The organism is Sporosarcina sp. P16b (genome assembly GCF_002743065.1).
Lineage (GTDB): Bacteria > Bacillota > Bacilli > Bacillales_A > Planococcaceae > Sporosarcina.
The window spans coordinates 25,826-38,946 of sequence record NZ_PDYO01000021.1; the positions used below are offsets into that span (position 1 = coordinate 25,826).

General features: G+C 43.2%; 13 protein-coding genes and 6 tRNA genes. 4 read left to right on the top strand and 15 right to left on the bottom strand.

Annotation, left to right across the window (positions count from 1 at the left end):
* Position 1 precedes the first annotated feature (1 nt).
* From CSV77_RS15325 to CSV77_RS15340, 4 genes are all read right to left on the bottom strand, one after another.
* Entirely contained in the window at positions 2–316 is a 315-nt protein-coding gene (locus CSV77_RS15325) for a transposase (RefSeq protein WP_233189588.1), read from the bottom strand.
* Positions 317–537: 221 nt separating this feature from the next.
* A complete protein-coding gene (locus CSV77_RS15330) occupies positions 538–1,866 on the bottom strand; it encodes an NAD-dependent malic enzyme (RefSeq protein ID WP_099674083.1) in 1,329 nt (442 codons plus the stop codon).
* A 104-nt stretch (positions 1,867–1,970) separates the two neighbouring features.
* Positions 1,971–2,150, bottom strand: coding sequence for a putative motility protein (locus CSV77_RS15335; RefSeq protein WP_099631368.1), 180 nt, complete (start codon positions 2,148–2,150; stop codon positions 1,971–1,973).
* 64 nt (positions 2,151–2,214) lie between these two features.
* A complete protein-coding gene (locus tag CSV77_RS15340) occupies positions 2,215–2,664 on the bottom strand; it encodes a Dps family protein (RefSeq protein WP_099631367.1) in 450 nt (149 codons plus the stop codon).
* Positions 2,665–2,762: 98 nt separating this feature from the next.
* Between CSV77_RS15340 and yidD the strand changes: the two genes are divergently transcribed.
* On the top strand, positions 2,763–2,993 hold the full coding sequence (yidD, locus tag CSV77_RS15345) for a membrane protein insertion efficiency factor YidD (protein ID WP_099631366.1): 231 nt from the start codon (positions 2,763–2,765) through the stop codon (positions 2,991–2,993).
* 93 nt (positions 2,994–3,086) lie between these two features.
* Positions 3,087–4,043 (top strand): metal ABC transporter solute-binding protein, Zn/Mn family, encoded by a 957-nt coding sequence (locus CSV77_RS15350; protein ID WP_099674084.1) that lies wholly within the window; start codon positions 3,087–3,089, stop codon positions 4,041–4,043.
* A 26-nt stretch (positions 4,044–4,069) separates the two neighbouring features.
* Here the strand turns inward: CSV77_RS15350 and CSV77_RS15355 are convergent, their stop codons facing one another.
* From CSV77_RS15355 to CSV77_RS15375, 5 genes are all read right to left on the bottom strand, one after another.
* The gene (locus CSV77_RS15355; RefSeq protein WP_199203770.1) at positions 4,070–5,506 is read right to left on the bottom strand and encodes an o-succinylbenzoate--CoA ligase; all 1,437 of its coding nucleotides are present in this window, start codon (positions 5,504–5,506) and stop codon (positions 4,070–4,072) included.
* Positions 5,507–5,572: 66 nt separating this feature from the next.
* Entirely contained in the window at positions 5,573–6,391 is an 819-nt protein-coding gene (menB, locus tag CSV77_RS15360) for a 1,4-dihydroxy-2-naphthoyl-CoA synthase (RefSeq protein ID WP_029055123.1), read from the bottom strand.
* Between the two features lie 20 nt (positions 6,392–6,411).
* Complete coding sequence (gene menH / locus CSV77_RS15365; protein WP_233212277.1) at positions 6,412–7,236, bottom strand: 2-succinyl-6-hydroxy-2,4-cyclohexadiene-1-carboxylate synthase; 825 nt, start codon at positions 7,234–7,236, stop codon at positions 6,412–6,414.
* Positions 7,226–8,947, bottom strand: a complete 1,722-nt coding sequence (menD, locus tag CSV77_RS15370) for a 2-succinyl-5-enolpyruvyl-6-hydroxy-3-cyclohexene-1-carboxylic-acid synthase (RefSeq protein WP_099674085.1) — start codon at positions 8,945–8,947, stop codon at positions 7,226–7,228. Before menD ends, menH begins: the two co-directional genes overlap by 11 nt.
* Complete coding sequence (locus tag CSV77_RS15375; RefSeq protein ID WP_099674086.1) at positions 8,940–10,316, bottom strand: isochorismate synthase; 1,377 nt, start codon at positions 10,314–10,316, stop codon at positions 8,940–8,942. The genes menD and CSV77_RS15375 overlap by 8 nt, the downstream gene beginning before the upstream one ends.
* A 243-nt stretch (positions 10,317–10,559) precedes the next feature.
* On the opposite strand from CSV77_RS15375, the gene CSV77_RS15380 reads away from it, so the two are divergent.
* Together CSV77_RS15380 and CSV77_RS15385 are read left to right on the top strand one after the other, a co-directional pair.
* Positions 10,560–11,471, top strand: a complete 912-nt coding sequence (locus CSV77_RS15380) for a 1,4-dihydroxy-2-naphthoate polyprenyltransferase (RefSeq protein WP_099674087.1) — start codon at positions 10,560–10,562, stop codon at positions 11,469–11,471.
* A gap of 148 nt (positions 11,472–11,619) precedes the next feature.
* Entirely contained in the window at positions 11,620–12,369 is a 750-nt protein-coding gene (locus tag CSV77_RS15385) for a TraR/DksA C4-type zinc finger protein (protein WP_233212278.1), read from the top strand.
* Between the two features lie 246 nt (positions 12,370–12,615).
* On the opposite strand, the gene CSV77_RS15390 is transcribed toward CSV77_RS15385, so the two are convergent.
* The 6 genes from CSV77_RS15390 to CSV77_RS15415 form a co-directional block, all read right to left on the bottom strand.
* Positions 12,616–12,687: transfer RNA gene (locus CSV77_RS15390), tRNA-Glu, on the bottom strand.
* 7 nt (positions 12,688–12,694) lie between these two features.
* Positions 12,695–12,785: transfer RNA gene (locus tag CSV77_RS15395), tRNA-Ser, on the bottom strand.
* Positions 12,786–12,792: 7 nt separating this feature from the next.
* Positions 12,793–12,867 (bottom strand) — tRNA-Asn (locus tag CSV77_RS15400).
* A gap of 1 nt (position 12,868) precedes the next feature.
* Positions 12,869–12,945: transfer RNA gene (locus CSV77_RS15405), tRNA-Ile, on the bottom strand.
* A 5-nt stretch (positions 12,946–12,950) separates the two neighbouring features.
* Positions 12,951–13,024 (bottom strand) — tRNA-Gly (locus CSV77_RS15410).
* 5 nt (positions 13,025–13,029) lie between these two features.
* A tRNA-Phe gene (locus tag CSV77_RS15415) sits at positions 13,030–13,105 on the bottom strand.
* Between the last annotated feature and the right edge of the window lie 16 nt (positions 13,106–13,121).

A 13,121-nucleotide genomic window follows, 5' to 3' on the forward strand; every position in this document is an offset into this window, starting at 1 on the left:
ATCAACGAAATAGCGGCAGTTTCTCGATAAAACGTTTTGACTCGTCATCGGTAAATTCATGAATCAAAGCAAAGACCTTTTTCAATCGGACATCCAATTTATCATTGTCTTTATCATAGTGATATTGCGCATACGGTACATGTGAGCGGAGAAAGTTTTGGAATTCTAGTTGTTCCATTTGGGAAAATAATTTTTCGAATATAGGATATACTTCTCTTGTTACTTCTACTTTGTATTCCCATGTCGAAGAGTGAGGATCTGTGAGTACTAATTTGTTATTAAGTGATATATACATCGGGTATTTTTCTTCTATCATAATCATCCTACTTTCTTTTTTACGTAGGATGCCTCATAAAGAAAAAAATATTCTGCAACAAAGAGGCTGGGACAAAACATTAAAAAACAGTCCGTTCCTCTACGCTACACTCTTGATTACTAACGAATTAAACTTTATAAATACATTTTAGTGAATTAAAAAAGGTATGAAAGTGTCTTCTCCTTCATATCTTTTGAGGTTGTGTCCCAGCCTCCTTAAAATTAAATTCCTTGATCTTGTTCTTCATACACTACTTTTTCAACTGCCAACGCCACGTTAATGTGTACGTTTGGATCTAATGGATGCGGGACTAAATCGTCACGCTTAGTGCTATCGACAATGGCCAATGCTGCAGCGATCAGCATGGGATACGTAATGGCTTTCGCATTTGCATTTAATGCGCCACGAAAGATGCCCGGAAAGCCTAGGACGTTATTGACTAGACGACCATCCGCCGCATAGGCTGCGCCTGCTTCCAAAGCGATTTCCGGAGTGATTTCTGCGTTGGGGTTAGATAAAGCCAAAATGATTTGACCTTTACGAATCATTTCTGGCTTGATGAGATTAGCAACACCAGTTGTCGCAATGACTACATCGCATGTCTCCATGATTTCTTCCATTGTTTCAACGACGGTCCCACCGTGCTTCGCTAACATCTCTTTCGCATGGGGATTAGGATCGGTTCCTTTCATTTCCGCTACACCATATGCCATAAACATACGACTGATTGCTAAGCCTGCTGCGCCTAAACCAATTTGTCCAACTGAAGCATTAGCCAAATCCACTTCAACATGCTTGCATGCTGTGAGCGCTGCTGCCAATGCTACGACTGCTGTACCGTGCTGATCATCATGCATAACAGGGATCGGTAATTCTTTTTTCAAACGCTCTTCGATTTCAAAGCAATGCGGGGACCCGATATCTTCTAGTAAAATTGCACCAAATCCTTGATGGATATGTTTGATCGTTTCTACGACTTCATCGGGATTGCTCGTATCAAGTAAAATGGGAATCCCACTAATACCGACGAATTGATCAAACAAGACAGCTTTTCCTTCCATAACAGGCATACCCGCTACAGGACCAATATCTCCAAGCCCTAAAATAGCCGTACCATCCGTCACGATTGCCACTGTATTAGAAATACCTGTGAAATAATTTGCCTGTTCCGGGTCTTCTTGGATCGTTTTGCAAACACTTGCCACACCCGGTGTATACACTCTCCGTAAATCCGCCAGAGAACGGATTTCATGAGTGGCTTTCATATGAATTTTTCCGCCTTCATGCATTTGCAATACATCATCTGTAATCGCTTGAACTTTAATACCTTGTTTCAAGTTTTCAATCGCCACCACGATTTCAGCCAAATGTGCTTGGTCATTACATTGCAACGCGATTTCTTTAATCGTAGAAAGCGTTCCTACTTTAATCGTCTGGATGTCACCAATATCTCCATTTAGTTGACCGATTGCCATAGTTACCTTGCCAAGATTCCCCGGTTTAGAAGGTGTTTCGATAATTAAATTACGCAAATACTGTCCTTGAGCCATCTTCAATATACCCCCTACTATGTTTTAGTATATTTTACAGTATTTCTGCCTACTTCCATAAAAAAAACACACATCTCTACTTATTCAAGATGTGTGCCCTTCATTCAAGCCTTAATATCAATTGAAACGCCCTTTGTTGGATGCGCTACAGATTGGTTTTCAAGGCCGTTCAGCATATCATTCATAGCAGAAGTCTCCATTGAAAGAGCCTTGTTCATAACGCTCATTTGAACGGTTGATTGCAAGCTTCTCAACTGGCTGGACATAATTGAATGGATATCCATATCGTTCAACTCCTTCCTGGTATTCACTTCCTACTATCGGTTGCTATTTTGTTAATTGAAGGTTTTACTCGTTTGTTTCACCGAGAAATGCGTTTAACATCCACTGATGCTTCTCCACGCTCTGATAAACTGCATTTAACATATCTTCTGTCATATCATCTGAATCCTTCGATGCAAGTTCCATACCCTTTTTCAATGATTTCATTACTTTGTCAAAATCATCTACTAACGTTTGCACCATTTCATTCGCTTTTTCTGTGCCTTTTGCTTCGTCGATCACAGATTCGGATAAATGCTGCGATAATGTTGCAGTTGGTTCACCGCCCAAAGTCAGTACGCGTTCCGCAATTTCGTCCATATGCACTGTTGCTTCATTATATAATTCCTCAAATTTGGCGTGTAATGTGAAGAATTGATTTCCTTTTACATACCAGTGGTAGTTATGAAGTTTCGCATACAACACCGACCACGTAGATACTTGTTTGTTTAATTCCTGAATTAGTTCCTTAGACATAAAAAAAACACTCCTCTAATCGTTTTATGCTTCTCTCTTTTCATTTACCACTTATATAGGTAAACTAAACCTTATTACGTCAGAAGGTGATGGATATAGTGAAGAAAGCATTTATACAACTGATCCGGTTCTACCAAAAATTTATTTCCCCCCTATCACCGCCGTCATGCCGATTTCATCCCACTTGTTCACACTACGGAGTGGAAGCAATTGAGACGCACGGAGCACTCAAAGGTAGTTGGCTTGCGGTAATGCGGATTTTAAAATGTCATCCATTTCATAAAGGCGGATTTGATCCGGTACCTCCAAAAAAATCAGATACTAAATAATCCGTACTAGGTTGCAAACATACATCATATCTTGTATGATGAGAAAACAATCTAAATAGTAATCATTCCGATTACGTCACGGAGGCTTTTTGAATGAAAAATCGTATACTACTGCTGGCAGCCACTTTGCTGCTAGTATTAAGTGGTTGTAACAATAGTACAACTACTGAACCGGATGATACGTCATCCGAACAATTACTCGTTTACACTACAGTTTACCCATTACAATACTTCACTGAGCGGATTGGTGGAGAGTATGTTGACGTGAGATCCATCTATCCGCCTGGAACAGATGAGCACGTGTTTGAACCTACGCAGAAAGATATGATGACCTTAGCAAAAGGGGATTTATTCTTCTATGTTGGGCTTGGACTTGAGGGTTTTGTGCAAAAAACAGAAAAAACATTGCAGAATGAAGAGGTTCGATTTGTTCCAATCGCTGATTATATTGATTTCGAGGAATTGGAAGAGGGACATTCCCATGAACACGGAGAAGATGCGCATGATGAGCACGGACATGAAGACACGGTGGATCCACACGTTTGGATATCTCCTTATCTCAGCACGAAGCTCGCGGAAAAAATTACGCAAGAGTTATCGGATGAATTGCCTGAACATGCAGAGTTATTCAAGAAAAACTTTGAGGTTTTATATGATGAACTAGAAGAATTGGATCGCGAATTTAAAACCATGGCAGATGAAGCGCCAAACAAAACATTCTTTGTGTCTCATGCAGCATTTGGCTACTTGGCAGACGCTTACGGGTTACAGCAACTTGCTGTATCTGGTCTTGATTCTCAGAATGAACCTTCACAAAAAGAACTAGCTTCACTTGTAAAAGATGCAAAAGAACAAGACATCCAGTATATTTTATTTGAACAAAACGTCAGCTCGAAGTTAGCTGAAGTCATCAAAAAAGAACTGAATGCCGAAGCTCTTACTTTGCATAATTTGAGTGTCCTAACTGAAGAAGATATTCAGAAGGAAGAAACGTACTTTACTCTCATGGAACAGAATCTGAACGTACTAAAAAAAGCATTAGGTGACTAACAGTGGATGCAAACTCCACTGTTTTTTTATAACCATTTTTTCAATTCGAACCGCATTAATTTATTCGATGCATTCCGCGGCAGTCGCTCCACAAAGCGAAATTCACTCGGTAATTTATAACGTGCTAGACGCTGGGAACAGAATTCTACTAATTCTTCCGTGTCAGCTGAGCCAACGAGAAATGCGACGGGTACTTGCCCCCACTGCGGATCTTCTTTACCACATACGCCAGCTTCCCTAATAGCAGGATGCGCTAGCAATACATTTTCAATCTCGGCAGGATACACATTCTCCCCACCTGAAATAATTAAATCAGCACGTCGATCCACAATGAATAAATAGCCTTCTTCATCAAGATAGCCAGCATCCCCTGTAGCAAGCCAACCGTCTTCGGTCAGCGGACTGCGTGTACTTTGACTTCCGATGTAACCCGGCGTCACGTGAGGGCCTTTTATGAGCACTTCTCCTACTTCACCTGGTTGAACGGCATCTTTAATTGAAATTTTATTAAAAAATAACGGTTTACCCGCTGAACCTACCTTTCGCGTTGCATCTGCTTTTCCAAGTGTCGTCGTTTGCGAACAGGTTTCAGTCATACCATATGTCTGAAGTATCGGTAGTCCACATGCAGTCGCGCGCTCCAAATAATCCAGTGGCACGGGTCCGCCACCAACGAGCATAGTACGAAATTGAGGATGCGCTTTGTTATGATCTGCTTCCATCACACGGACAATTTGATCCAACGTCAAGGCAACGACCGAAATGGCTGTTACATTTCCCGCAACAATGTGTGCAGCAGCTTCTTTTGCATCAAATTTTTCGTACAAGCGCATTTCCATTCCGTAGATAACTGCGCGAATGACAATCGAAAGTCCACTGATGTGGAATAAAGGCATCATGCACAGCCAGGAATCGTTATCGGTCAACCCAAGATTCAGCGCAGAAGCAAGTGCGCTCGACGTATGATTGCCTGCTGTCTGACGAACTCCTTTAGGCACACCTGTAGTGCCTGAAGTATACATAATCGATAGCGTCTGATCTTCAGTCCACTGTTCTAGCATGACGAACTCTTTTCGTTCGGACTTTCGAACTGCTGAATAAGATAAGCTCTCGATATCATCTACATTCGGATGGATCTGTATGTGATCATCAACAAGTACAAGTTTTGCTTCGGAATCGCGGACTTGCCAGTGTAATTCTTGTTCTGTCAGCCGATTGTTCAGACAGACTACCTCCACACTTAATAACCAGCATGCATGGACGAATAGTACCGTTTGTTCATTGGAGTGGCTTAGCAGCGCCACCCTACTCTCTGACTGAACACCGAGATGATGAAGTTGTTGTGCGATTTCAAGGGATTGCTCATATAGTTCCTGATAAGACCAGTGTCCTCGTTCGGTAACTAAAGCGGACGCTTCAGGTGTCAATTTGGCCCGTTGCGCAAGCCAATTTGGGATCATCATAGCTATCTCCTCCAATTAAAGTTAACATAATGAAAAAGCTGCCCAAGATAGGCAGCTTTCATTTATTTAAGGGAAACGTGGGAATTGATCGAAGTCTGGTTTACGCTTTTCTTTAAACGCATCGCGTCCTTCTTTCGCTTCATCCGTTGTGTAATAAAGCAATGTAGCGTCTCCAGCTAATTGCTGAAGTCCAGCCAAGCCGTCTGTATCTGCATTCATTGCCGCTTTCAAGAAGCGAAGTGCAGTTGGACTCTTACCTAGCATTTCTTCACACCATTGAACGGTTTCGTCTTCTAGCTGTTCATAAGGAACCACTGTGTTGACTAAGCCCATATCGAGTGCTTCTTGCGCGTCATATTGACGGCATAGGTACCAGATTTCACGTGCTTTTTTGTGACCAACAATGCGTGCAAGATATCCTGAACCGTATCCCGCGTCGAACGAGCCGACAGTAGGTCCTGTTTGTCCGAAACGTGCATTGTCTGCAGCAATCGTCAAGTCACATACTACATGTAACACGTGACCGCCACCGATTGCGTATCCCGCCACCATTGCGACAACTGGCTTTGGAATAACGCGAATCAAGCGTTGAAGATCTAAAACGTTCAGGCGTGGAATTTCGTCGTCACCAACATATCCACCGTGACCACGAACCGATTGATCGCCTCCTGAACAGAAAGCTTTCTCTCCTTCACCAGTTAACACGATAACTCCAATTCGTTGATCATCTCTTGCACGTGAAAATGCATCGATCAGTTCCATTACTGTTTTCGGACGGAATGCATTGCGCACTTCCGGACGATTAATCGTGATTTTTGCGATACCATTGTACATTTCGTACTTGATATCATCATATGTACGAAGCGTTTCCCATTGACGGGTCATAATAAATTCCTCCTCGAGTTTTACACTGTTTTCAGAAAGCTCTTTATCATTGTAGCAAATTCTTGTGGTTTTTCCACGTGAATTGCATGCCCAGCATCTTTAATCGTTTCATGCCGGGCATTTGGCAGCCTTTTCAACATTTCCTGCGCTATCGTTTCGAATTTCTCGTCTTCACTACCGGTAATCAATAATACAGGTAATGAAAGTTGCTCAAGCGTCTGCCAGTATGATGGCTGACTGCCCGTGCCCATCCCCCGTAAACTGTTTGCTAGACCGGTTGGCCGTTGATCAAGGCGTTCACTGCGCACTGCTTGTTGTTGTGATTCAGACAGTTTCTTTTGCGAGTGAAACAACGGAATCTCTTGCCAGAAGTCGACGAATTCTATCATTCCTTGTTGTTCTATCCTATCCGCAAGCTTGGAATCAGCTGTACGTCGTGCAATTTGTTGTTCAGTTGTACATAGACCTGGCGAACTGCTTTCAAGTATAAGACCCGTTACTTTTTCTGGATACGTTGCAGTATAGCCTAGCGCAACACGCCCACCCATCGAATACCCAAGCAAGATCGGCTGCTCAATTTCAAGCTTCTGCAAGACTTCATATAAATCTTTTATCTGCTCTTCCATTTTGTAGCGAGTACTCGTTTCAGGGGCTTCTGTTTTGCCATGACCGATTAAATCGACTGCCACGATATGATAATCCACCGCAAGTACTTCAATGGTTTGCTGCCAAGTGGCTGTCGAGCCTGTGAAACCATGCAACATGACGATTGTCGGCAGCTGTTTATTACCGTATCGTGCAACATGCGTATCTATACCTCTAATTGTCAATAGTTCAGTCGTCAATGCGTTCCACCCTCTTCGCGATTTCCCGCCACACAGAGCGGTGAGCTTCCACATTGTCTTCACGTACTGTTGTCACTTCAATAATTCGGAGATTAGTCATTTTATCGGTTTGCATTGCTTGTTCAAATGCTTGTATCGTATCTACCGCATCATATTGCGCCTCATACATCGCCGCTATGTGATGGAACGTTAAATTTGTTGGGGTCCCGAATAATTGCTCATAATGGTGTTCTATAGATGCTTGCGGTAAATAGGAAAATATCCCGCCACCGTTGTTATTTATTAGTACAATTGTCAAATCGGTTTGCTGTAAACGGGAAATAATCAATCCGTTGATATCATGCAAAAACGCTAAATCCCCTATCAATAAATACGTCTTTCGTTGACGACCTTCCTGAATACCAAGGGCAGTCGAGACTACGCCGTCAATTCCATTCGTCCCTCTATTGCAAAACAATGAAATATCGCGTTTCGTCTTTTGGAAATGAGTATCCAAGTCACGAATCGGCATACTGCTACTGCAGACTACATCCGAGCCATCTGGTAAATTGGCGATGAATTGACGAACGAAATGACCTTCATCTTGCTTAAAATGTTGATCTTCATTCAGTACATCTGCGGAAATTCGATTGGCTTCAGACCACTGTTCCGTATACTCTGTTCGCTCGTTTCGAACATGTACTTGCTGCCAAATGCTCTTTGCACTCACTTGCAAATGATGCGTAGTTAGACCAATCGGATCACGATAATTCGGTGATTCATCGATCACAATATAGGTTTCTGGACACGTCTTCTTCAAAAATAACAGCAATGGTTTAGAGATGGGTTGCGGACCGAAGCGTATGACGCAATCAGGTCGCACCTTTTCGGTAAACACTTCACTTTTCAGCAAGGCATCGTACTGATCAATACAAAGATCGTCACAATCTGCAGGTACTTGTGAGCGCAGATTAGACAGTGGATCGCATAGTACGGGCCACTGAAGTGCTTTAGCAAACTGCCAGAAACGTTCTTTATCTAAAGTAGTCGTTTGCTCTCCGATAACGAGTATGCCTTTTTTCGATTGCGTAATGGCCGTTTCGAGTACAGTTTTCATTTCGTCCGTAACAGACAATTCCCCTACCAACTGTCGCTGGAATCGACTGACTTGCGCAGTTGCTTGCAAATCAATAAGTAATGGCTCCCGAAATGGTACATTTAAGTGTACAGGTCCTTGTGGTGCAGTTTTCGCAACGGAAAGAAGTCTAACAGCACGTTGTTCCATGTATCGTAAAATTTCTTCCCGATTTTCTGGCACAGGGAAATCGACGCTATCTTTGACGTGCTCCCCAAACATGCGAATTTGATCAATCGCCTGTGGAGCGCCGACTTCACGTAATTCATGCGGACGGTCCGCTGTTATGACGATCAACGGCAATCTTGCATAAAAAGCTTCTGTAACTGCAGGATGATAGTTCGATGCGGCTGTTCCTGATGTACATAGTAAAACAACCGGTTGCCCAGTCGCCTTCACTAATCCAAGCGCATAAAAAGCTGCAGAACGCTCATCGGTATGCACATAGGTCTGCATATCCTCAGAGTTCGTTAGCGCATACGCAAGTGGTGTCGATCTGGAGCCTGGACTAATTACTGCCTTTTTCGCGCCTTGGCGTATAAGAGCATCCGTTAAGCGGAGCACATAACTCGTTAATCCTATTTCGTGATCATTCATGTAAGCGGCCTCCGAGCGCGCGTAGCACGGGACGGAATTTAACCCATGTTTCCTCGTATTCTTCCGTTGCTGTAGAATCGGCTACAATTCCCCCACCAGCATACAAATATGCATCATTGCCAGTTAGCAGTCCAGAACGGATCGCCACCGCAAACTCTCCATTACCTGCAGAATCCACCCAGCCAATCGGGCCGGCATAGTAGCCACGGTCCATTTGCTCTTCTTCACGAATGATTTCGAGCGCTTTCTGACGTGGAACTCCACCTAAAGCGGGCGTTGGATGAAGCGCTTCTACTAGGTGGAAAATATCCATGTCCTTCGCGAGCTCTCCTTCAACCGGTGTGAATAAATGCTGAATATCTCGCACTTTCAAAAGCTTCGGTGTTTTGTTTACTTGCAATGATGTGCAAAATTCCGAAAAGACTTGTGTAATCATATCGACTACGTACTGATGCTCTTCACGGTTCTTCTTATCACGTAATAGCACCTCGCCAAGTCGCTGATCCTCTTGAGACGTTTTTCCACGTTCAATAGAACCTGCTACACATGCCGAGTACACATGTCCCTTATAAATTTCAACCAATCTCTCTGGCGTTGCACCGAAGAACATTACATTCCCAATTTGAAGTCCAAAGTGATAACTAGCAGACTGTTCATTCGAAATCGTATGCAGCGCAGCAGCCTTTTGGAATTCTTCTTCGAACGTTAATTTAATTTTACGTGCAATGACTACTTTCTCTGCCTCTTGCGCTTTAATATGCGATGTCACATGCTCAACAGCATCCATATAGCGGTCCGTAGCCAATTCTGTCTGTTTGATCACGCTCGGATGACCTTGGAACGTGAATTCGTCAACCTGTGCAATATGGATCAAGCGATCACGTTCTTGACGCAATGCTTCAAAGTCTGCCGCCGTTTGTGATTCATCCGTAATATAATTAATCGATACATACGTTTTACCTTTTTCAATTTTCAGTTGGAATAAAGGCACAGTAAAATAAGCGGCTGGAAAAGCACTCCACTCGTCATCTTGGCGTGTGTGGGGATCAAAAGAAAACCCTCCAAATAACACCGGTTCAACATCTTTTTCTTCCTTAATTAAACCTCCACACAATGTTGCCCATTGTGAAGATATCGACTGAAAACGATCTTTCTCCGCTGTTAGAACTGTAGCCTGACCCAAACCGACAAGTTTTACTGTCTTGTCTGCATTTTGCCAGAAGAAACGATGCTCACCATAATGTGATAGGCCTGCTTCAAAAAAAGCAAGCGGACTTAGCGTTTCTACTTCTAATGTTTCCGTAAAAAAACGAGATTCAGCGCCTGTTGCCGGAACCGTCTTCTCTCGATCGGTCAATTTCCGAATCATCCCACTCTCTCCTTCTCATCATGCAATATGTTTTTCGACAATTTACGCTCAGATATCATTTCACTGAACGATAAGTACCTCTATTCTAGCACATTGGACGCTGTACTTAATATATAATGTCTCGCTGTCGCCATATTGAAGAGCATTCGACAATTATCTTTTGTAGTCGTCACTTCTTACCTAACTGCTTGTTTTTGTTGTATACTATCAGATGATGATTATATACATAAGGAGAGATTACCCGTGCAACACACAATAGAAACCGATACTGGCTGGCGAGTTTGGTGGCAACTGACGCGCCCTCACACGTTGACTGCTGCTTTTGCACCTGTCTTTTTAGGGACCATGATTGCGCTACAATACGGACCACTTCATTTCCCGCTATTTCTGGCGATGCTTGTAGCTAGTTTATTTTTACAGATGGCTACGAATATGTTCAATGAATACTATGATTTCAAACGAGGACTCGACGATGAACACTCGATCGGTATTGGCGGTACGATCGTCCGAAACGGTGTACAACCCAAGACCGTATTAAATTTAGCACTCATTCTGTATGGCTTATCTGTTCTCCTTGGCATTTACATTTGCATGGAAACTTCTTGGTGGCTTGCCGCCGTAGGTTCTGTTGCCATGCTGATTGGCTACTTGTATACTGGCGGACCCTACCCGATTGCTTATACCCCATTCGGCGAGCTGGTTTCTGGATTTATTATGGGCATGCTATTAATTTTAATTGCATTCTATATTCAAACAGGAACTGTCACTGGCAATGCAATCTTGCTATCTGTACCAAGCATGCTTTTAGTAGGTGCAATTATGTTAGCAAATAATATTCGGGATATTGTACAGGATACTAAGGGCGGCAGAAAAACCATGGCGATTCTTATAGGTCGAAATAATGCTATAACGGTATTGGCAATGTTTTTCATCGTGTCATATGGTTGGATTATTGCACTCGTCGTGACAGGCCATGTGTCTGCATGGGCCTTACTCGTCCTACTAAGTATTCCCAAACCATTACATGCTACGAAAACCTTTCGCAAGTGTGAACAACCCATTCAAGTCATGCCAGCTATGAAGGATACAGGCGTTACCAATACGCTGTTCGGCCTACTTCTCGGTATCGGCATTCTCATCGCTCACTTCATCTGAATAAACTGTATCCACAACGTCCACACTTAAAAAAGGTGGACGTTTTTTGTTGTAAAGGTTTACTTCAGCTTGTAAAAAGGGAAAGACTGAAATAAGACAGCTTTCTCAGACTTCATTGTTCAACTCGGAAAGCCACATAGAAAGGGTCGTGACTATATTGTTAACAACTAAACAAATTCAACAACTGGAAAAAGAATTACGAGCTATGGAAGAACGTTTGACTGAAACCGAAAACGAGACGGAAATTGTAAAAAATGCACAAGAAGATGTAGGCGAATTATCCATGTACGATAATCACCCCGCTGACATGGGAACGGAATTATATGAGCGGGAAAAGGACATGGCACTCCACACACACGCAGAAGGCGAACTAGAGAAAGTTCAGAACGCGCTACAAGCTATCAAGGAGGGCACGTATGGCATTTGTGAGGTCTGTGGCAAGGAAATACAATTGGAGCGCCTAGAAGCAATCCCTTACACTACTGTATGTATTGATGACGCGAGAAAAGATGTTCCGACCGATCGTCCGGTTGAGGAAGATCTATTAATCATGGCAGATCCTAATTCATTTGCGGCACGAAGAGATGGAGACGCAATTGATTACGAAGATAGCTTTCAAGAAATTGCGCAATCCGGAACATCTGAAACACCTTCAGACTTCTCAGGTAATAAAAATCGTGACTACGGGGATCTGTACGATGAAGAAAATGAAGACAGCGTAGAAGCATATGAAGAGTTTGCCGTGTCCGATATTACAGGTGAACCTGCTGGCTTTGTACGAAATGAAGAAGTAATAGAGTATGAAGAGGAGTTGGATGAAGAAGGTATCGAATCACCTTTAGGTGACATTCCTTATCATGAACGTGATAGCTACATTGATGCGCAGAAAGATAAGTAATTCAAAAATGAGTAAGTCCTACAAGCGCTTCTTGTAGGACTTACTCATTTTGCACGCGCTTTCGTTCCATAAGTTCACTAGAATTTAGATAGTATCGATTGCCAGTTGGAGATAAATAGCATCGCATAGATTGACGGCACAACTCTACACTATTGCCCCCTATATTACTCTCAGCGGCCTTCTATATAACTTATGTTGGAAAACAGAAAAAAGGTATTGCACAATTGTGCAATACCTTTTTATGTATGACCCCTACGGGATTCGAACCCGTGATACCGCCGTGAAAGGGCGGTGTCTTAACCGCTTGACCAAGGGGCCAAAATTATGGCGGAGAAGGAGGGATTCGAACCCTCGCACCGCTTTCGCGATCTACACCCTTAGCAGGGGCGCCTCTTGAGCCACTTGAGTACTTCCCCATAAAAATGGCTCCGCAGGTAAGACTCGAACTTACGACCGATCGGTTAACAGCCGATTGCTCTACCACTGAGCTACTGCGGAATGGTGGGCCTAAGTGGACTCGAACCACCGACCTCACGCTTATCAGGCGTGCGCTCTAACCAGCTGAGCTATAGGCCCCTAATTGGAGCGGGTAGGGAGAATCGAACTCCCATCATCAGCTTGGAAGGCTGAGGTTTTACCACTAAACTATACCCGCATGTATGGTGGCTCAGGACGGAATCGAACCGCCGACACAAGGATTTTCAGTCCTTTGCTCTACCAACTGAGCTACTGAGCCACATTTGTTATTTCCA

Excerpts from the sequence above, each read along its gene's own strand:
- CSV77_RS15325 (WP_233189588.1), bottom strand. The coding sequence starts at position 316 with ATGATAGAAGAAAAATACCCGATGTATATATCACTTAATAACAAATTA.
- CSV77_RS15350 (WP_099674084.1), top strand. The coding sequence starts at position 3,087 with ATGAAAAATCGTATACTACTGCTGGCAGCCACTTTGCTGCTAGTATTA.
- CSV77_RS15340 (WP_099631367.1), bottom strand. The coding sequence starts at position 2,664 with ATGTCTAAGGAACTAATTCAGGAATTAAACAAACAAGTATCTACGTGG.
- CSV77_RS15330 (WP_099674083.1), bottom strand. The coding sequence starts at position 1,866 with ATGGCTCAAGGACAGTATTTGCGTAATTTAATTATCGAAACACCTTCT.
- menD (WP_099674085.1), bottom strand. The coding sequence starts at position 8,947 with ATGAATGATCACGAAATAGGATTAACGAGTTATGTGCTCCGCTTAACG.
- CSV77_RS15355 (WP_199203770.1), bottom strand. The coding sequence starts at position 5,506 with ATGATGATCCCAAATTGGCTTGCGCAACGGGCCAAATTGACACCTGAA.
- menB (WP_029055123.1), bottom strand. The coding sequence starts at position 6,391 with ATGACCCGTCAATGGGAAACGCTTCGTACATATGATGATATCAAGTAC.
- CSV77_RS15375 (WP_099674086.1), bottom strand. The coding sequence starts at position 10,316 with ATGATTCGGAAATTGACCGATCGAGAGAAGACGGTTCCGGCAACAGGC.
- CSV77_RS15335 (WP_099631368.1), bottom strand. The coding sequence starts at position 2,150 with ATGGATATCCATTCAATTATGTCCAGCCAGTTGAGAAGCTTGCAATCA.